Annotated in this window: 20 protein-coding genes; 11 read left to right on the top strand and 9 right to left on the bottom strand. The window is 61.2% G+C overall.

The genetic code is table 11. The features are described from left to right. Positions 1 to 6 precede the first annotated feature (6 nt). The gene (gene pheT / locus ISX84_RS16560; protein ID WP_195821506.1) at positions 7 to 2406 is read left to right on the top strand and encodes a phenylalanine--tRNA ligase subunit beta; all 2400 of its coding nucleotides are present in this window, start codon (positions 7 to 9) and stop codon (positions 2404 to 2406) included. Positions 2407 to 2469: 63 nt separating this feature from the next. Further along, the gene (locus ISX84_RS16565; protein ID WP_195821507.1) at positions 2470 to 2919 is read left to right on the top strand and encodes a YtoQ family protein; all 450 of its coding nucleotides are present in this window, start codon (positions 2470 to 2472) and stop codon (positions 2917 to 2919) included. A 95-nt stretch (positions 2920 to 3014) separates the two neighbouring features. Here ISX84_RS16565 and ISX84_RS16570 read toward each other — a convergent pair whose 3' ends face one another. Continuing rightward, positions 3015 to 3719: a glutathione S-transferase family protein gene (locus tag ISX84_RS16570; RefSeq protein ID WP_195821508.1), complete on the bottom strand. Its 705-nt coding sequence runs from the start codon at positions 3717 to 3719 to the stop codon at positions 3015 to 3017. A 142-nt stretch (positions 3720 to 3861) separates the two neighbouring features. Here ISX84_RS16570 and mscL point away from each other — a divergent pair, with 142 nt between their 5' ends. Continuing rightward, on the top strand, positions 3862 to 4284 hold the full coding sequence (gene mscL, locus ISX84_RS16575) for a large conductance mechanosensitive channel protein MscL (protein WP_195821509.1): 423 nt from the start codon (positions 3862 to 3864) through the stop codon (positions 4282 to 4284). Between the two features lie 56 nt (positions 4285 to 4340). On the opposite strand, the gene ISX84_RS16580 is transcribed toward mscL, so the two are convergent. Then, positions 4341 to 5207, bottom strand: a complete 867-nt coding sequence (locus ISX84_RS16580; RefSeq protein ID WP_195821510.1) for a LysR family transcriptional regulator — start codon at positions 5205 to 5207, stop codon at positions 4341 to 4343. A 95-nt stretch (positions 5208 to 5302) separates the two neighbouring features. Here ISX84_RS16580 and ISX84_RS16585 point away from each other — a divergent pair, with 95 nt between their 5' ends. Further along, positions 5303 to 6361: a sodium-dependent bicarbonate transport family permease gene (locus ISX84_RS16585; RefSeq protein WP_195821511.1), complete on the top strand. Its 1059-nt coding sequence runs from the start codon at positions 5303 to 5305 to the stop codon at positions 6359 to 6361. Between the two features lie 57 nt (positions 6362 to 6418). Here the strand turns inward: ISX84_RS16585 and ISX84_RS16590 are convergent, their stop codons facing one another. After that, positions 6419 to 6700: a DUF1330 domain-containing protein gene (locus ISX84_RS16590; protein WP_195821512.1), complete on the bottom strand. Its 282-nt coding sequence runs from the start codon at positions 6698 to 6700 to the stop codon at positions 6419 to 6421. 104 nt (positions 6701 to 6804) lie between these two features. Here ISX84_RS16590 and ISX84_RS16595 point away from each other — a divergent pair, with 104 nt between their 5' ends. After that, a complete protein-coding gene (locus ISX84_RS16595) occupies positions 6805 to 7701 on the top strand; it encodes a LysR family transcriptional regulator (protein ID WP_195821513.1) in 897 nt (298 codons plus the stop codon). Here ISX84_RS16595 and ald read toward each other — a convergent pair. Beyond that, complete coding sequence (gene ald / locus ISX84_RS16600; protein ID WP_195821514.1) at positions 7691 to 8809, bottom strand: alanine dehydrogenase; 1119 nt, start codon at positions 8807 to 8809, stop codon at positions 7691 to 7693. The two genes, ISX84_RS16595 and ald, sit on opposite strands and share 11 nt — an antisense overlap. A 139-nt stretch (positions 8810 to 8948) precedes the next feature. Here ald and ISX84_RS16605 point away from each other — a divergent pair, with 139 nt between their 5' ends. After that, a complete protein-coding gene (locus ISX84_RS16605; protein ID WP_195821515.1) occupies positions 8949 to 9410 on the top strand; it encodes an Lrp/AsnC family transcriptional regulator in 462 nt (153 codons plus the stop codon). A gap of 70 nt (positions 9411 to 9480) precedes the next feature. Here ISX84_RS16605 and ISX84_RS16610 read toward each other — a convergent pair whose 3' ends face one another. Next, the gene (locus tag ISX84_RS16610) at positions 9481 to 10614 is read right to left on the bottom strand and encodes a CAP domain-containing protein (protein WP_195821516.1); all 1134 of its coding nucleotides are present in this window, start codon (positions 10612 to 10614) and stop codon (positions 9481 to 9483) included. Between the two features lie 285 nt (positions 10615 to 10899). Beyond that, positions 10900 to 11106, bottom strand: coding sequence for a 30S ribosomal protein S21 (gene rpsU, locus ISX84_RS16615; RefSeq protein ID WP_007118112.1), 207 nt, complete (start codon positions 11104 to 11106; stop codon positions 10900 to 10902). A gap of 114 nt (positions 11107 to 11220) precedes the next feature. On the opposite strand from rpsU, the gene ISX84_RS16620 reads away from it, so the two are divergent. The 3 genes from ISX84_RS16620 to ISX84_RS16630 all read left to right on the top strand — a co-directional run bounded on the left by ISX84_RS16620 (position 11221) and on the right by ISX84_RS16630 (position 14211). Next, the gene (locus ISX84_RS16620; RefSeq protein WP_195821517.1) at positions 11221 to 11919 is read left to right on the top strand and encodes a COQ9 family protein; all 699 of its coding nucleotides are present in this window, start codon (positions 11221 to 11223) and stop codon (positions 11917 to 11919) included. A gap of 266 nt (positions 11920 to 12185) precedes the next feature. Next, positions 12186 to 13175, top strand: coding sequence for an NAD(P)H-quinone oxidoreductase (locus tag ISX84_RS16625; RefSeq protein WP_195821518.1), 990 nt, complete (start codon positions 12186 to 12188; stop codon positions 13173 to 13175). 61 nt (positions 13176 to 13236) lie between these two features. Continuing rightward, complete coding sequence (locus ISX84_RS16630; protein WP_195821519.1) at positions 13237 to 14211, top strand: quinone oxidoreductase family protein; 975 nt, start codon at positions 13237 to 13239, stop codon at positions 14209 to 14211. A gap of 33 nt (positions 14212 to 14244) precedes the next feature. Here the strand turns inward: ISX84_RS16630 and ISX84_RS16635 are convergent, their stop codons facing one another. Further along, a complete protein-coding gene (locus ISX84_RS16635) occupies positions 14245 to 14874 on the bottom strand; it encodes a ribonuclease T2 family protein (RefSeq protein WP_195821520.1) in 630 nt (209 codons plus the stop codon). 138 nt (positions 14875 to 15012) lie between these two features. Between ISX84_RS16635 and ISX84_RS16640 the strand changes: the two genes are divergently transcribed. After that, positions 15013 to 15792: a DUF1013 domain-containing protein gene (locus ISX84_RS16640; protein WP_195821521.1), complete on the top strand. Its 780-nt coding sequence runs from the start codon at positions 15013 to 15015 to the stop codon at positions 15790 to 15792. Between the two features lie 108 nt (positions 15793 to 15900). After that, the gene (locus ISX84_RS16645) at positions 15901 to 16431 is read left to right on the top strand and encodes a DUF1569 domain-containing protein (RefSeq protein WP_195821522.1); all 531 of its coding nucleotides are present in this window, start codon (positions 15901 to 15903) and stop codon (positions 16429 to 16431) included. Positions 16432 to 16449: 18 nt separating this feature from the next. Here the strand turns inward: ISX84_RS16645 and recR are convergent, their stop codons facing one another. Both recR and ISX84_RS16655 read right to left on the bottom strand, forming a co-directional pair. Then, positions 16450 to 17043: a recombination mediator RecR gene (recR, locus tag ISX84_RS16650; protein ID WP_195821523.1), complete on the bottom strand. Its 594-nt coding sequence runs from the start codon at positions 17041 to 17043 to the stop codon at positions 16450 to 16452. Between the two features lie 81 nt (positions 17044 to 17124). Continuing rightward, on the bottom strand, positions 17125 to 17469 hold the full coding sequence (locus tag ISX84_RS16655) for a YbaB/EbfC family nucleoid-associated protein (RefSeq protein WP_195821524.1): 345 nt from the start codon (positions 17467 to 17469) through the stop codon (positions 17125 to 17127). Positions 17470 to 17478: the final 9 nt, after the last annotated feature.

The following is a 17478-nucleotide window of genomic DNA, read 5'->3' on the forward strand; positions in this document are numbered from 1 at the left end:
TCCCTCATGAAATTCACGCTCTCCTGGTTGAAAGACCATTTGGACACGACCGCAACGCTGGATGAGATCCTCTATGCGCTGACCGACCTCGGGCTGGAGGTGGAAGGCGTCGAGGATCGGGGCGCGCGGCTGCGTGATTTTACCATCGGCTATGTGAAATCCGCCGAAAAACACCCCGATGCCGACCGGCTGCGCGTCTGCCAGGTGGAGACGGACGAAGGCGTCAAACAGATCATCTGCGGCGCGCCGAACGCGCGGGAAGGCATCACCGTTGTCGTCGCCAAACCGGGCGTCTACGTGCCGGGGATCGACACCACCATTGGCGTCGGCAAAATCCGCGGGATCGAGAGCTTTGGCATGATGGCGTCAGAGCGTGAGATGGAACTCAGCGACGAACACGATGGCATCATCGAATTGGATACGGGCGAGGTCGGGCAGTCCTTTGTGGATTGGCTGGCGGAAAATGACCCCGCGAAAGTCGATCCGGTGATTGAAATCGCGATCACGCCAAACCGACCTGACGCGCTGGGCGTGCGGGGCATTGCCCGTGATCTGGCCGCCAGAGGGCTTGGCAAGCTCAAGAAACGCGATGTCGATGCGGTAGAGGGCACTTTCGATTGCCCCGTGTCCGTCACGATTGATGGCGACACGCTGGAACAATGCCCGGTTTTCTACGGACGTGTGATCCGAGGGGTGAAAAACGGCCCGTCGCCCAAGTGGCTGCAGGATCATCTGCGCGCGATTGGTTTGCGGCCGATCTCCTTCCTTGTGGATGTGACGAATTTCTTCACCTACGACCGCAACCGCCCGCTGCACGTCTTTGACGCGGATAAGATCGCCGGTAATGCCCTGCGCGTGCATCGTGCAAAGGGCGGTGAAACCCTGGTTGGCCTCGACGAGAAGGAATATACCTTCGAGGAGGGGATGACGCTGATCTCCGATGCCAATGGCGTCGAAAGCATTGGTGGCGTCATGGGGGGCATGGCCTCCGGCTGTACCGAAGAGACAACGAATGTCTTCCTTGAGGCGGCCTATTTCGATCCGATCCGCACCGCCTACACCGGACGCGCGCTCAAGATCAATTCGGATGCGCGCTACCGCTTCGAGCGTGGCATCGATCCGGCCTGGACCCCCTACGGCATCGAGCATGCGACGCGGATGATCCTCGACCACGCGGGGGGTGAAGCCTCCGAAGTGATCGTTGCGGGCAAAATTCCCAACACCGACCGCGCCTACAAACTGGATGCGGCGCGGGTGCGGTCGCTTGTTGGCATGGATATCCCGGAAAGCGAACAGCGCCAGACCCTCACCTCTCTGGGCTTCATCCTCGAAGGCAATATGGCCCATGTGCCCAGCTGGCGCCCGGACGTTCAGGGCGAAGCCGATCTGGTCGAAGAGGTGGCGCGCATTGCCTCCCTGACCAAACTGCAAGGGATACCCCTGCCACGGCTGGCTGCCGGTGTGCCGAAACCGGTCCTGTCCCCGGCGCAGCGGCGCGAGGCGATTGGGCGGCGTACCTGCGCTGCGCTCGGCTACAACGAATGCGTCAGCTACACCTTTATCGATCAGGCGTCTGCGGCGCTTTTTGGTGGCGGCGAAGACACGACGCAGCTGGAAAACCCGATCAGCAGTGACATGAGCCACATGCGGCCTGCGCTGCTGCCGGGCCTGCTGCAGGCCGCGTCGCGCAATCAGGCGCGCGGCTTCGCAGACCTTGCCCTTTTCGAAGTGGGTCCGGCCTTCCACGGTGGTGAGCCGGGAGAGCAGCATACACTGATCACCGGCTTGCTGGTGGGGCGTACCGGGCCCAAGGACGTACAGGGTGCCTCCCGTCCGGTGGATGTTTTCGACGTCAAGGCGGATGCCGAAGCGGTGCTGGCGGCCATGGGCGCCCCGGCGCGGGTGCAGATCCTGCGCGGTGCGCGGGAGTGGTGGCACCCCGGTCGCCATGGCATGATCTGTCTGGGGCCCAAGAAAGTGCTGGGCGTCTTTGGCGAGGTACACCCCCGCGTGCTCGACGCGATGGATGTGAAGGGACCAGCCATGGCCTTCACCCTCTGGCCCGAAGAGATCCCGATGCCGCGCAAAGCGGGCGCCACACGACCCGCCTTGGACATCAGCGATCTGCAGGCGGTCGAGCGTGACTTTGCCTTTGTCGTGGATGCAGAGGTTGAGGCGCTGACGCTGGTCAATGCCGCGATGGGGGCAGACAAGGCGTTGATCGAAGACGTGCGCATCTTTGATGAATTCATTGGTGGCAGCCTCGGCGAGGGCAAGAAATCCCTGGCGCTGACCGTGCGGCTGCAGCCGGTGTCCCAGACTTTGAAGGATGCCGACATCGAAGCCGTCAGCGCCAAGGTTGTCGACAAAGTGACCAAGGCCACAGGCGGTGTGCTGCGCGGATAGTAGGGGACATCACAGGCGGCTGGCCTACCTGTCAATTTCACGCTCAGCAGCAGGGAGACTACGATGACGTTAAAAGTGTATCTGTCCGGTGAAATTCACACGGACTGGCGGGAGCAGATCATGACGGGCGCCGCTTCGTTGGACGTGAGCTTTGACAGCCCCGTGACCGATCACGCCGCCAGCGACGACTGCGGTGTCGCCATCCTCGGGGCCGAGGACAACAAATTCTGGCACGACCACAAGGGCGCGATGGTCAACGCAATCCGTACACGCAAGGGCATTGCAGAGGCGGATGTGGTGGTTGTGCGTTTTGGCGATCAGTACAAACAGTGGAATGCGGCATTCGATGCAGGCTATGCCGCCGCCTTGGGCAAATCGCTGATCATCCTGCACGGGCCGGATCATGCCCACGCCTTGAAGGAAGTGGATGCGGCCGCTTTGGCGGTGGCGCAAGAGCCTGCGCAGGTCGTGGATATCCTGCGCTATGTCCTGATCGGCAGCCTGCCGCAATAGGATTAACCGCCCTCCGCCGATAGACCGGAAAGCGGCCTGGCGCCTACCTAACCTGCAGCAGGTAGGGCGGGCTTCAGGCCGCCATTCTTTTTCCTCTATGCAGGCTCACGGGGTGGGATTTGCAGCCCTTTCTCGACCGCCGGGCGGTCCAGGAAACGCTCCAGATAGGCTGCTGCGTTTTTGTAATCAGCGAAACCAACGGCCTCTTTCGCGCCATAAAAATCCAGCGCGCGCAGCCAGGGCGCAATGGCGATGTCGGCGATGGAGTATTCCCCGGCAATCCAGGTCTTGCCGTCCAGTTCGCCGTCCAGCACGCTCAAAAGCCGTTTGGCCTCATCAATGTAGCGTTGCTGCGGGCGCTTGTCTTCCCATTGCGATCCCGCGAACTTGTAGAAGAACCCCAACTGCCCGAACATCGGACCCAGGCCGCCCATCTGGAACATCACCCACTGCACAATCCGCGCTTTTTCCGCAGGATTCGCGCCAATGAGCTTCCCCGATTTTTCAGCAAGATAGATCAGAATGGCCCCGCTCTCAAAAAGCGCCAGCGGTGCGCCCCCCGGACCATTGGGGTCAACAATCGCCGGGATCTTGTTGTTCGGGTTCAGCGACAGGAACTCGGGGCTTTTCACATCCGCATCCGACAGCGTCACGGTGTGCGCTTCATAAGGGATGCCCATTTCTTCCAGCGCGATGGAAACCTTCACCCCATTTGGGGTCGGAAAGGAATAGAGCTGCAGGACGCTGGGGTCCTTTGCTGGCCATCTATCGGTGATCTTGAGGGTGGATAAATCGGCCATAAGGCATCTCCTGTTTCCATAACCGGGTAACACTTAGGCGGATTTCCCCCTAAAAACAGTCTCGTCAGCGCGCAGCGATGTGTTAACAGACGCACAGAGGCACAATGCAAAAGCAGGCCTGAAGACAGAGTGAGGGACACTAATGATCAACGAATTCAAAGATTTTATCGCCAAGGGCAATGTCATGGACATGGCCGTGGGTATCATCATCGGGGCGGCATTCACCGCGATCGTCACATCGCTGGTAGGCGATCTGATCAACCCGATTATCGCATTGTTCACCGGGGGCATCGATTTCTCCGGCTGGTTTTACGTGATGGGTGAGGAGAGCTTCCCTTCCATCGAAGCGGCGACCGAAGCGGGGGTCCCTGTCTTCGCGGTGGGTAAATTCGTCATGGCGATCATGAATTTCCTGATCGTGGCCTTCGTCGTTTTTTTGCTTGTCAAAATGGTCAACCGGATCAAGGAGGCTGCTGAAAAGGAAGAAGAGGCTGCACCGGAGGAGCCAAAAGGACCGTCCGAACTGGACGTACTGCTGGAAATCCGTGACGCGCTGAAAAAGTAAGCCTGGTCTGCCCCGCAAGACCCCCGAAACCCGCGTTTGAAAAGACGCGGGTTTTTCTACGTCTGGAGCGGTGCGCGTAACAGTGTCTCCAGGACGGGATGCGGAAAGCGGCGCTGCACGGTGACGGCGAAAAAACTCTCTACGATGTTGAGATCAAAGGGTGCCGTTTTCAGGCGCCCGGATGCGATTTCATCTGCCAGAACCACCGACGGGGCGATGGCCAGCCCGACGTTTTCACGCGCCAGCAGGCGCACCATCGCCATGTCATCCACATCCGCCACGATGCGGGGCGACACATCCAATCGGGCAATCAGGCTGTCGAACCCGGTCCGGATGGAGTTGTCGGTCGGAACGATCAACGGTTCCTGTGCAAGCATGTCCTTGAGAAGAGAGTATCCTATGCGAGACGGGTCGCCATGCACGCCAACCGTCTGCTCTGCGATCCGGTGGGCTGTCATCTCGGGGCGAGAGGGCGCTTCGGTTGTCAGAACAACGTCGAGCGCCAGGGAGGTGAGGGCGTCGAACAACACGGTATCGCTGCCTGATTTAAGGATCACCTGTGTCTCAGAAGACCCCAGAACCGGCTTGAGAAACCGCATCTGAAAGTTACGCGACAATGTGGAGAGCGCGCCAACCCGCAAGGGTTGCGAGGCGGCCCCGGCACCTTGCAAGACCGCCAGTAACTCTTCGCCAGTGCCGAAAATACGGTCCGCGTGGTCCAGCGCGATCCGGCCCACTTCGGTCAATACCAATTGACGCCCCACCCGATCGAACAAGGCGTGCCCGAGACGGTCCTCCAGTGTCCGAATTTGCGTCGAGAGCGCAGATTGCGACAGGTTCACCCGCGCCGCCGTGCGCGTCAGGTTCCCGTCATTTGCCACTTCCCGGAAATACCGCAGGTGATGATAATTGAGCGTGTCCATAGTTTTAAAAAATAGAACATTTAATCAATAAAGATATATTTTATTTTGTCTTGCGCCTGCGCCATATCACGTTGAACACAACCAAGGAGACCGTGATGGACATCGTGATCGACATTGCCAGCACGATGCTGGCGCAGATGCAAAAACCGACATTGGCGTTTCTGCTCGGGGGCATGATGCTGGCCGCCCTCGGCAGCAAGCTCGAAGTGCCGGACCCGGTCTACAAATTCATTGTCATGCTGCTCCTGCTGAAGGTCGGACTGGGCGCGGGCATCTCCGTGCGTGAGGCCGACCTCATTGCGCTGGCCGTGCCGGCTCTTTGCGCGGCAGCTGTGGGGATCGGGATTGTCCTGCTCGGTAGTGGAACGCTCGCCCGCTGGCGTGGTGTTTCCAAGATGGACGGCATGGCGACCGCAGGTCTCTTTGGTGCGGTTTCGGCCTCGACGCTGGCGGCGGGCATGGCGATGCTGGATGCCGAGGGGATTTTTTACGAAGGATTCATTGGCGCGCTCTATCCCTTCATGGACATTGCGGCGCTCGTCACCGCAATTGTTCTGGCCCGCATGAGCGCGGAACGGCGGACGGCCTCGACCATGCAGTCCGGTGGCACTGTGACCGTCGGCGGCGGGCAGGGCTCCGGCGGCGGTTTCGATGGCGACATCGTGCGCGGTATCCTGGTCGATACCTTCCGAAGCCCCGCGATCTCCGCCTTGTTGCTTGGCATCGCCATCGGCCTTTTTGCGCGGCCTGAAGCGGTCTACCAGAGTTTCTACGAACCGCTCTTCCGGGGTTTGCTGTCGATCCTGATGCTGGTGATGGGCATGGAGGCATGGTCGCGCCTGTCGGAGCTGCGCAAGGTGGCCCATGCCTATGTGCTTTACGGTCTGACCGCCCCGATCATTCACGGTCTGATGGGGTTTGGGCTGGGGTTGTTGGCACATCACCTGACCGGATTTTCCGCGGGTGGCGTGGTGCTGCTGTCGATCATGGCGGCCTCCAGCTCGGACATTTCGGGCCCGCCGACCATGCGCGGCGCGCTGCCAGAGGCGAACCCCTCGGCCTATGTGGGGGCATCCACCGGGCTGGGCACGCCGGTGGCCATCCTCAGCATCCCGCTCTTCATGGCGCTGGCTGATGTGTTCATCGGGTTCTGATCCCGGACACAAACTGACCGCAGAACCCGCGCCTCGACAGCGCGGGTTTTTTTGGCTCTAGAGCAGTGTAATCGACGTCCTGCCGGATCCGGTGCGCAACGCATGTGTCTCGGCCAGGTCCGGATCGGCACGCCAGTTTTCGGCCCCATCACGGGTCTCGAATTCAAGCACGACCGCCATTTGGGGCGCAGTGATGTCCCCCTCCAGGACGGACGGCGATGCAGAGGCCTGCAGCACTTTCCCCCCGTGCTTTGCCAGCGCGTCGCCCGCCACATCGCGATAGGCGGCAAGCTTGTCCGGGTCTGTCACGTCCAGCGTGACAAATGCATATGCGGTCATCGATCCGTTCCTCTCCTGTCATGAACCTGGTCAAGAATAGGGTCTGCCAGCATGAACGAAAACTGCTCAACATTGCGTCTGCGATGTGCATAAATGATCGGATGATGCTGAACTGGAATGACATGCGATTTGTGCTGGAAACCGTGCGGCACGGCGGGCTCAGCGGTGCGGCGCGCGCACTCAAGGTCAATCATGCCACGGTGTCGCGCCGGATTGCAGCGGCAGAAACGGCCATGGGCGCGCGCCTGTTTGACCGTGCGCCCGGGGGCTACAGGCCCACGGAGGCCGGTTTGGAAGCCGCCCGGATGGCAGAGCGGATGGAGGTCGCGAGCCATGACCTGAGCCGCAGTCTCAGCGCGCGCGATCAGCAGTTGAGCGGTGCCTTGACCGTGACCGCGCCGCAGCTTTTGGTGGAACGTTTTCTGGCCGCGCATCTGCGCGAATTCAAGGAGCTGTATCCGGCGATTGATCTCAAGGTGATCGCTGCAAACCGACAACTTAACCTCGCAGCCCATGAAGCGGACGTGGCGTTTCGCATTTCCGATACGCCGGGTGATACGCTTGTCGGGCGGCGTGTGACGGAACAGGCGGCGGCGGTTTATGTCTCAGGCGAGCAGGCGGAGCGGATGCGCGCAGACCCGTCTCAGCCACTGGACTGGATCCGGTTTGCCCATTGGCCCGGGCCGCCGGAGGTCCTGAAACAGGCCTGGCCGAACCGCCGCGTGACGCTGACGGTGGACGATATGTACGCGGCCCTCGCGGGGGTGCGTGCCGGGCTGGGGGCGACACGCATGCCCTGTTTTATCGGCGATGCGGAACCCGGTCTCGAACGGCTCGACCGGGTACCGCTGTTGCCGTATCGTCCCCTTTGGGTGCTGACACACGCCGATTTGCGCGGCACGCGGAAGGTGACCACCTTCACCAATTTCGCTGCGGCCCGTATCCATGCGCTGCGCCCCCTGTTCGAGGGGCGCATGCCAGCCGAGCCGGTCAGCCCTTGATGGCGACGTTTGGGGAAATCACGTCAATCCCGAGGGCCTTGCCGACCGCGTAGTAGGTCAGCTGGCCCGCGTGCACATTCAGCCCGTTCATCAGATGGGGATCATCGGTGCAGGCCTGACGCCACCCTTTGTCGGCCAGCGCCAGCATGAAGGGCATCGTGGCGTTGCCAAGCGCGATGGTCGAGGTGCGCGCAACCGCGCCCGGCATGTTCGCCACGCAATAGTGCATGATCCCGTCCACCTCATAGACCGGATCCTGATGGGTGGTGGCTTTGGAGGTCTCGAAACATCCCCCCTGGTCGATGGCCACATCGACCAGCGCCGCCCCCGGTTTGAGCTCGTTCAGCTGTGCGCGGCTGATCAGTTTCGGCGCGGCGGCGCCGGGGATCAGGACGGCGCCGATGATCATATCGGCGGCACGGGCCAGTTCGATGGTATTGCCCGCCGAGGCGTAGGAGGTCTTGAACGTACCGCCGAAGACATCATCAAGATAGCGCAGGCGCGGCAGCGACCGGTCGAGCACGGTGACATCCGCGCCCATGCCTGCGGCGATCTTGGCCGCATGTGTGCCCACGACACCGCCACCGATGACGACCACTCGGGCCGGGCCCACGCCTGGCACGCCGCCCATCAGCACACCGCGCCCGCCGTTGGCTTTCTGTAGGGTCCAGGCCCCGACCTGCGGCGCCAGCCGCCCGGCCACTTCCGACATCGGGGCGAGCAGGGGCAGGCCACCGCGATCATCCGTCACCGTTTCATAGGCGATGCAGGTGGCCCCGGAGGCCAGCAGATCATGTGTTTGCTCGGGATCGGGCGCGAGATGCAGATAGGTGAAGAGCAGCTGATCCTTGCGCAGCATCTTGCGCTCGCCAGCCTGCGGTTCCTTGACCTTTACGATCATGTCCGCCGTGGCGAAGATCTCTGCTGCGGTGTCGATGATCCGCGCGCCAGCCGCGGTGTAGTCTGCATCTTCGAAACCGGCGCCCGCACCGGCACCGGCTTGAATGAGCACATCGTGCCCGTGACTGACCGCTTCCTGTGCCGCGTTGGGCGTCATGCCAACCCGGTATTCCTGTGGTTTGATCTCTGTCGGGCAACCGATAATCATGGGTGTCTCCTCCACCAAATGTTTAAGCGTGACCTACAGCAATCGATTTGCAATGTCGCACCAAATTTGGCTCGCCATTTCCCTCTTTCTACGAATATAATGGCGCCTCAATGACAGTATGCAGGAAATTTTTGCGCCAATGAGCCTTGATGCAACAGACCGACGTATTCTCAAAGCTCTGCAGCGCAAAGGTCGCATGGCCAATGCCGAGTTGAGCGAGGCGGTGAACCTATCCCCCTCGGCCTGTCACCGGCGGGTACAGCGGTTGGAGAAAGACGGATACATCCGCGATTACGTGGCCTTGCTGGATGCTCGCAAGATGGGGGTGCCGACGACGGTTTTCGTGGAGATCACCTTGCAGGGGCAGGCGGATGAGGTGCTGGATGCGTTCGAAAGGGCGGTCAGCCGCATTCCGGACGTGTTGGAATGCCATTTGATGGCGGGTACGGCGGACTATCTGCTGAAGGTAGTGGCCGAGAACACGGAGGATTTTGCCCGCATCCACCGACAGTATCTTGCCCGGCTCCCTGGGGTGGGTCAGATGCAATCAAGCTTTGCGCTCCGGACGGTGTTCAAAACCACGGCGCTGCCGGTCACCTGACTTTTGCGGCCTGAAAGATGCGGCTGGCAGAGGGCCCGCTCCGCAAGTCGCGGAACGGGCCGTGTTTCAGTTAGGCCAGGCAATCCCAGTCATCAATAAAGTTGAAACCGGTGTCGCCATCTTCCGTGGCATCTTGCTGCATCGCCATCACGTCGGTGTCGCCCGTTTCCGTGTCGCCGTCTTCCGGCATCTCAAAGAGGCTGGCAAAGAACTCGTCGACATCGAAAGTGATGGTCTGCGGCGCGCCATCGTCGCCACCGTCCCAGGTGAAGGTGAACTCTTCGTCGAAGAGCGCTGCGAGGAACCCGGTGGCAAAGAATTGCAGCTGCGCGAAGGTGGTGCCGTCGTCTGAGCTTGGGCCATCACCAACCACATCGGGTGTATCTGGCTCAGGTTCTGGCTCCGGCGTGTCGGGTTCCGGCTCCGGGTCCGGCGTGTCGGGCTCAGGTTCTGGCTCCGGTGTATCTGGCTCGGGTTCCGGCTCGGGCGTGTCGGGCTCAGGCTCTGGCTCGGGCGTGTCGGGCTCAGGCTCTGGCTCCGGTGTGTCGGGCTCAGGCTCTGGCTCCGGTGTATCTGGCTCGGGTTCCGGCTCGGGCGTATCGGGTTCAGGCTCCGGCTCGGGTGTGTCGGGTTCGGGTTCAGGTTCCGGCGTGTCGGGCTCAGGTTCTGGCTCCGGTGTATCTGGCTCGGGTTCAGGTTCCGGCGTATCAGGCACCGGTTCCGGCTCTGGCGATGTCGGGTCATCCTGGTCCAGCTGCACTTCAGCATCTGTGCTGGCAAAGTTCTGCGTGACCATCACGGCCTCGAACCCGTCGAACTCACCGACTTCGATCCCGAGGCCAATGACCTCATAGTCAGGGTTCAGGATGTTCGCGCGGTGACCGGGGCTGTTCATCAAACTGTTGTGCAGGTCGACCACATCGTCGGCCAATCCCGGCTCGCCCCGCTCGCTTTGAAAAGCGATGTTTTCGCCCCAGGACCACGCACCTTCGAATTCGAAATCGGCATTGCGCATGCGATCACCCGCGCTTGTCCCGTTTTCGCCCGTGTGTGAAAACTGATCTTCCTCCAGCATCCACTGGCTGTGATCTTCGCTGCTCTCATTGAGACGCAGCTCCAGTTCGACCGGGTTCAACCCCCGTGACGTCCTCTCCTCATTGATGAGCCCCAGCATTTGCTGTTCCAATTCGCTCGCGCGTGACATGTCATTCTCCTTGATGAGTGTTGTCGGCACGCAGATCGCTAGGATTTGATGCAAAGCTTGGATAGGCTGGCCTGCCATTGCCTAAATTCTCAGCAGGGATGAGCCAGAATGCAGCACCCGGCACGGCGATAAAATGCCGCGTCCATCCCTGCCCCGCCGCAGGGCCGTGGCCAGCAAGAAAACGCGACCTTTATGTGAAGGAAACCAGGGCCTTTGAAACAACAAACCCCCGCGTGGTCTTGCCACACGGGGGTCCGTATTCACATCAGCCTTCGGGCGGGGTACTTACATCATACCTTCGCGTTGGGCTTTTTTGCGTGCCAGCTTACGGGCACGGCGGATCGCTTCAGCTTTCTCGCGCGCTTTTTTCTCGGACGGCTTCTCGAAATGTTGCTTGAGCTTCATTTCACGGAAGACACCTTCACGCTGCAGCTTTTTCTTCAGAGCCCGGAGGGCCTGATCGACGTTGTTGTCGCGAACACTAACCTGCATGTGGTTTTCACCACCTTTCTAAGTTGAGTTGCAAGGATTTGCAGGAAGTGGGCATATAGCAAGGACAACCTATCTTGTCCAGTATACCGCGCCCTTTCCCGCAGGAGACATGTCATGAGCGTATCATACGAGACCGCAAAAACACAGCTTTTGGACGCAGCGCTTGCGCATGTGCCCTTTGATGGCTGGTCCGAGGCCAGTTTTCAGGCTGCGATTCGCGACACGGATGTCGCTCCGGCGGTGGCGCGCGCGGTGTGTCCGCGCGGTGCTGTCGATCTGGCGGTGGCCTTCCATCATCGCGGGGATGAGGCGATGACCGCCCGGATTGCCGCCGAGGATATGAGCGCGTTGAAGTTCCGCGAGAAGGTGGCCAGCGCCGTGCGGTTCCGCATCGAGGCGGTCACCGACAAGGAGGCCGTGCGGCGGGGCACCACGCTTTTCGCCCTGCCGATGCATGCGGCGGATGGGGCAAAGCTGATCTGGGGCACGTCCGATGCGATCTGGACCGCGCTGGGTGATACCTCGGACGATGTGAACTGGTATACCAAGCGCGCGACATTGAGCGGTGTTTATTCCTCCACGGTTCTGTACTGGCTGGGCGATGACAGCCCGGACAACATGGCGACATGGTCCTTCCTGGACCGGCGCATCGAAGATGTCATGCAGATTGAAAAGCTCAAGGCCCGGGTCCGGCAAAGCCCGACGCTCAGCCGGTTGATGGCAGGGCCGAACTGGCTGATGAGCCATATCAAGGCGCCGGCTCGCATGCCGAAGATGGACTTCCCCGGCAGCTGGACCGCGCCGCGGGAGTGAGGCCTGGATCGGCAACATACATTCATCGTGACCGTATGTAGCAGGATCACCGCAGGGTTTGGCTGCAGATGCTGAACGTGACAGATGTGTCGACCCGGTGGATGCCCTCTGTTCCCGGCAGACCGGGCACCCTGCAGCTGCAAAAGAGCGAACGGACACACAGACAGAGATTTTGCAGGCACCAAAAGAACGAGCACAAGAGCTGCCTTCGGTTTGCCATTCCGGTCTGTCCTGCTACGCATGGAGCAACAGAAAGGATCCCGCGAATGTCCCAGATGATGCGTGCCGTTGAAATCACGAAACCCGGTGGACCGGACGTGTTGGCACTTACGGAGCGCCCGATGCCCGAGCCCGCCCATGGTCAGGTGGTGATCAAGGCGGCCTGGGCTGGCGTGAACCGCCCCGACGCCCTGCAACGTGCGGGTCTCTACGCGCCGCCCCCGACGGCCAGTGATCTGCCGGGGCTTGAAGCCTCGGGCGAAATCGTCGCGCTGGGCAGCGGCGTGTCCGGTCTGGCGGTTGGGGATCCCGTTTGCGCCCTGTTGCCCGGTGGCGGCTATGCCGAATACGTCGCAACGCCTGCAGCCCACTGCTTGCCGGTGCCTGCGGGCATGACGCTGAAAGAGGCGGCCTGCCTGCCAGAGACGTTTTTCACGGTCTGGTCCAATGTCTTCACCCGCGGTGCCCTCAAATCAGGTGAGCGGTTTCTGGTGCACGGTGGCTCCTCCGGCATCGGCACAACTGCCATCCAACTGGCCAATGCCTTTGGGGCCCGGGTCTTCGCAACCGCAGGGTCCGCCGATAAATGTGCCGCTTGCACAGAACTTGGGGCCGAGGTCGCGATCAACTACCGCGACGCGGATTTTGTCGAGGTTCTGCGCGCAGCAGGGGGGGCTGACCTGATCCTGGACATGGTCGGCGGTGACTATATCCCGCGCAACCTCAAGGCCCTCGCGGATGACGGGCGGCTGGTGCAGATCGCTTTTCTGAACGGCCCGAAGGTGGAGGTGAACTTCGCACAGCTGATGATGCGGCGGCTGACGATGACGGGCAGCACCCTGCGCCCGCAGAGCGACACAGCCAAGGCCTGCATTGCGCAGGACCTGCGAGAGAAGGTCTGGCCGCTGCTGGCGATGAAACGCGTTGCACCGGTGATGGATCAGGCCTTCCCGCTGGCAGAAGCCGCCAAGGCGCATGCGCGGATGGAAAGCTCCGAACATATCGGCAAGATCGTATTGGATGTTTCCGGCAGGTAGGGTGGGCTTTCAGGCCACCTTTGCAACAGCAGTATTCACGCAACGTGAAAGGAAAGCCAAAATGGCACAAACAGTCATCATCAAAAGCCCCGGTGGGCCCGAGGCCATGATATTGGTGGATCGCGAGGTCAGCGACCCAGGGCCCGGCGAGGTACGGATCAACCATAAAGCCTGCGGGCTGAATTTCATCGATGTGTATCAGCGCAGCGGTCTCTACCCGCTCGACCTGCCCCACGCGTTGGGCATGGAGGCGGCAGGGGTCATCGACGCTGTTGGCGCGGGTGTCACGCATCTCAAGCCGGGAGACCGCGCCGCCTACGCCGCAACGCCTGCGGGCGCCTATGCAACCGCCCGGGTGATGCCCGCCGCGCAGGTCTGCCCGCTGCCGGAGGATATCTCCTTCGACAAGGGCGCGGCCATGATGCTCAAGGGCATGACCGTCAAATATCTCTTTCACCGGACGACGCCGATTGCTGAGGGAGATACGGTGCTCTTTCACGCCGCTGCGGGAGGCGTCGGTCTGATCGCCTGCCAATGGGCGCGGTCCGAAGGCATCACGCTGATCGGGACGGCCGGAACGGATGAGAAATGCGCGCTCGCACTGGACCATGGGGCGGCGCATTGCATCAACTACCGGACCGAGGATTGGGCCGCCCGCGTGCAGGAGTTGACCGGTGGGCGCGGCGTGGATGTGGTCATGGATGCCGTTGGCGCAGACACCTTCGAGGGCTCGCTCGACAGTCTGAAACCTCTGGGCATGATGATTTCCTTTGGCAACGCCTCGGGCCCCGTGCCGCCTTTCAATCTCGCTGTGCTGGGACAGAAAGGGTCGTTGAAAATCACCCGGCCCACGCTCTTTGCGCATATCGGCGACCACGCGGCTTGTCAGGAAATGGCGCGGCATCTCTTTGACAAGGTGCAGTCCGGCGCCGTGGACATCCGCATCGATCAACGTTTTCCCTTGAGCGAGGTGCGCGCCGCGCATGAAACCCTGGAGGCCAGAAAAACCACTGGCTGCACGATTCTGGAGCCATGATGCCCGAAACCCGCGCCACGGCCTGCCCCAATATCACCGGATGGGCGTGAAAAGGGCGCTTGCAGAAGAACAGTCCAGCAGGACATCCGCACCGCATGTCCGCGGGCTCAGAGCCCGCGTCAGGCAGATACGCGCCTCCTGAATATGCCCGGCTTTGCAGGTGATGGTGATCCCCTTGGCCTCCAGGTCTGGGTTCGACTGCAAAAAGGCCTCTTCGACCACGGAGGCGGGCAGGCGCACCGGCTTGTCGAGCTTCCGGAACACTTCGGGTCTGGTCACACGCGCATAGGCTTCGCGGGACAGCGCGTAGTAATCTGACGCATTTAACCCACTGCAAGTGCCGTGTTTTTTCCACTGGTGCCAGGCCAGCCCGGAGGTGCCCATCACATCTGCCATCTCGCGTGTCATGCGGCGCGACGGCGCGCGCTCGCCCGTTCGGCAATATTCCGGATAGCCCCGTTCGTACTGCGGCCACAGCCCGTGCAGTATCCAGCCATGATCATGGCGCGGCGCGCATTGATCCGACCCGCGCGCATCGCCTTCGAGCGCGCACCAGGTCGGCGACCAGCTGAGCGACAGCACGTAATAGTCGAAAAAACCGGCGCGATGGTCCTGTGCTGCAAGGGGCAGGGCCGTCAGAAGCCAGATCAGAGCCGCACGCATTGGGTCTTTCCTTATTCGGTTTGCCCGCTTATATAAGCCACAAGTTCCCCCACAATGGAAACCGTTCCGACCCTCCGGGACAGCCCTTTCAGGCGACGGGAAAGATGTGGGCTCACGCAGGTAGACAGGAGAATGAAAATGGCAAAACCGATCATGGCCAAGGCCACCGCCGTCTGGCTGGTGGACAACACGACCATCAGCTTCAAACAGATCGCGGATTTCGTCGGCATGCACGAGCTGGAAGTGCAGGGCATCGCGGATGGAGACGTGGCGCAGGGCGTGAAGGGGTTCGACCCGATTGCCAACAACCAGCTCACGCAGGATGAGATCGAAGCCGCCCAGGGCAACCCGTTGCACAAGCTGCAGCTGAAATTCAACGCCGCGGCCCAGGGCGAAGAAAAGCGGCGCGGTCCGCGTTATACACCGCTCAGCAAACGTCAGGACCGGCCCGCGTCGATCCTGTGGCTGGTGAAATTCCATCCCGAACTCAGCGACGGACAGATCAGCAAGCTGGTGGGCACAACCAAACCCACCATTCAGGCAATCCGCGAACGCACCCATTGGAATATCGCCAACATCCAGCCGATCGACCCGGTTGCCCTGGGCCTGTGCAAACAGTCCGAACTGGACGCTGTGGTTCAGAAAGCCGCCGCCAAGAAAGCCGCAGACGCGCCGGTGATGAGCGATGATGAGCGCCGCAAGCTGGTCAGCACCGAACAGAGCCTTGGCATGGAGGCCGAGCCGAAAATTCCGACGGCCATCGAAGGCCTGGAAACCTTCACGCTCGCTGGTGATGGTGACGAACAGCCGGAGGTCGAAGAGAGTGGAGATTTCGCGGATGCGGACAGCTTCTTCAACCTGCCTGACGGACCTGTCGATGACGATGAAGACAGCAAGGAAAGCGATCCGCGCAGCTGATCACGGGGCAGAGCGGGTCCGGGACACAAGCACCTGCACCCGCTCTGTCGCTCAACGGGTCCGCAGCTTCGGCTATCCACCAGCGGCCCGATTTGCTAAGGCGGACGGATGAACAGACGCCGATTTGCAAAATACGTGGTGACGGGTGCCTTTCTTGGGGTGGCCGGTGGGGGATACCACTGGCTCAACGCGCCGCGGGATCAGAGCCATCTGGCGCTTGACCTGATGCTGGACAAACTGGATGACCTGTCGCGGCAACCGTTGCAAACCACCGGCGCATGGGACGCCTTTCGCACCTTCAATCATCTCGCGCAGTCGGTCGAGTTTTCAATGTCCGGCTTTCCGCAGCAGAAGTCCGCTCTGTTTCAGAACACGATTGGACAATTGGCCTACCGGGTTTTCAGCGCGCGCGGCGAGATGAGCCATGGGCTGGATGAGGTGATCCCGGGCGAAATCGTAGCCGACGGTGGCCCCGCCAATGCGGGTCTCATGCGCCTGAAGTCTGCCTTGGTTTCCTTTCGCGGCTATGAGGCCGAAATGAAACCGCATTTTGCTTACGGTGATCTCAGCAAGGACGACTACGCCGTCGCGCATGTCCTGCACATCAACAACCATCTTGAAGAGTTTCGCCTCGCCTGAGGTCCGTCCGATCAGGCATCAAAGGGTTTTGCGGGCCCGCATTGCCGCGGTGATCGTCCCGTCATCGAGATAATCAAGCTCTCCCCCAATTGGCACCCCCTGCGCCAGCGATGTGAGCGTGACCTGCCCGTCAAGCTGATCTGCGATGTAGTGCGCCGTGGTCTGCCCATCAATCGTGGCGTTCAGGGCAAGAATGACCTCGGTGATGTCTTCGCTGAGCACCCGGTCGATCAGCCGCGGAATGCGCAGCTCATCGGGGCCCACCGCATCAAGGGCGGACAATGTACCGCCCAACACGTGATACCGGCCTTTGAACACGCCCGAGCGTTCCATGGCCCAAAGATCGGCCACGTCTTCGACAACACAAAGCTCCCCATTGGCGCGTTTTTCGGAGGTGCAGATATCGCAGACATCAAGGGTGCCGACATTGCCGCAATTCAGGCATTCGCGCGCAGTGGCGGCGACGGTCTGCATCACATCTGCCAGTGGGGTCAGCAGCAGGCTGCGCTTGCGAATGAGGTGCAGCACCGCGCGCCGCGCAGACCGCGGGCCAAGACCGGGCAGCTTGGCCATCAGCTCGATCAGGGCGTCGATGTCTTTGGTGCTGCTCATGTCTTGTGCTCGGTCAGGACCGGAGGTGCCTGCAAGATGCCCCTTGGGCACATTCTGCCGCTCTGTGCCTGCAAACCCGTGTTAGAACGGCAGCTTCATGTCTGCTGGCAGGCCCAGGCCTTCGGTCAGCTTCGACATCTCTTCCTGCGCCCGTTCGCTCGCCTTTGTCTGCGCGTCCTTGATCGCCGCCAGGATCAGATCCTCGACAACTTCCTTGTCATCGCCGTTGAAGATCGACGAGTCAATATCGAGCGTTTTCAACTCGCCTTTGGCCGTGCAGGTGGCCTTGACGAGACCTGCCCCGGAGGAGCCTTCCACCAGGATGCCGTGCATATCTTCCTGCAACTGGGCCATTTTGCCCTGCATTTCCTGCGCTTTCTTCATCATCCCGGCCATATCGCCGAGGCCGCCAAGTCCTTTGAACATGCTCTGTTC

The organism is Roseobacter sp. MH60115 (assembly GCF_015644665.1).
Taxonomy (GTDB): domain Bacteria; phylum Pseudomonadota; class Alphaproteobacteria; order Rhodobacterales; family Rhodobacteraceae; genus Roseobacter.

Coding starts and splice junctions, on each gene's coding strand:
- ISX84_RS16570 (WP_195821508.1), bottom strand. CDS start 3,719: ATGGCCGATTTATCCACCCTCAAGATCACCGATAGATGGCCAGCAAAG.
- ISX84_RS16645 (WP_195821522.1), top strand. CDS start 15,901: ATGAACAGACGCCGATTTGCAAAATACGTGGTGACGGGTGCCTTTCTT.
- ISX84_RS16580 (WP_195821510.1), bottom strand. CDS start 5,207: ATGGACACGCTCAATTATCATCACCTGCGGTATTTCCGGGAAGTGGCA.
- mscL (WP_195821509.1), top strand. CDS start 3,862: ATGATCAACGAATTCAAAGATTTTATCGCCAAGGGCAATGTCATGGAC.
- ald (WP_195821514.1), bottom strand. CDS start 8,809: ATGATTATCGGTTGCCCGACAGAGATCAAACCACAGGAATACCGGGTT.
- recR (WP_195821523.1), bottom strand. CDS start 17,043: ATGAGCAGCACCAAAGACATCGACGCCCTGATCGAGCTGATGGCCAAG.
- ISX84_RS16590 (WP_195821512.1), bottom strand. CDS start 6,700: ATGACCGCATATGCATTTGTCACGCTGGACGTGACAGACCCGGACAAG.
- ISX84_RS16625 (WP_195821518.1), top strand. CDS start 12,186: ATGTCCCAGATGATGCGTGCCGTTGAAATCACGAAACCCGGTGGACCG.
- ISX84_RS16655 (WP_195821524.1), bottom strand. CDS start 17,469: ATGTTCAAAGGACTTGGCGGCCTCGGCGATATGGCCGGGATGATGAAG.
- ISX84_RS16620 (WP_195821517.1), top strand. CDS start 11,221: ATGAGCGTATCATACGAGACCGCAAAAACACAGCTTTTGGACGCAGCG.
- ISX84_RS16640 (WP_195821521.1), top strand. CDS start 15,013: ATGGCAAAACCGATCATGGCCAAGGCCACCGCCGTCTGGCTGGTGGAC.
- ISX84_RS16605 (WP_195821515.1), top strand. CDS start 8,949: ATGAGCCTTGATGCAACAGACCGACGTATTCTCAAAGCTCTGCAGCGC.
- ISX84_RS16610 (WP_195821516.1), bottom strand. CDS start 10,614: ATGTCACGCGCGAGCGAATTGGAACAGCAAATGCTGGGGCTCATCAAT.
- ISX84_RS16595 (WP_195821513.1), top strand. CDS start 6,805: ATGCTGAACTGGAATGACATGCGATTTGTGCTGGAAACCGTGCGGCAC.
- pheT (WP_195821506.1), top strand. CDS start 7: ATGAAATTCACGCTCTCCTGGTTGAAAGACCATTTGGACACGACCGCA.
- ISX84_RS16630 (WP_195821519.1), top strand. CDS start 13,237: ATGGCACAAACAGTCATCATCAAAAGCCCCGGTGGGCCCGAGGCCATG.
- ISX84_RS16635 (WP_195821520.1), bottom strand. CDS start 14,874: ATGCGTGCGGCTCTGATCTGGCTTCTGACGGCCCTGCCCCTTGCAGCA.
- ISX84_RS16565 (WP_195821507.1), top strand. CDS start 2,470: ATGACGTTAAAAGTGTATCTGTCCGGTGAAATTCACACGGACTGGCGG.
- rpsU (WP_007118112.1), bottom strand. CDS start 11,106: ATGCAGGTTAGTGTTCGCGACAACAACGTCGATCAGGCCCTCCGGGCT.
- ISX84_RS16585 (WP_195821511.1), top strand. CDS start 5,303: ATGGACATCGTGATCGACATTGCCAGCACGATGCTGGCGCAGATGCAA.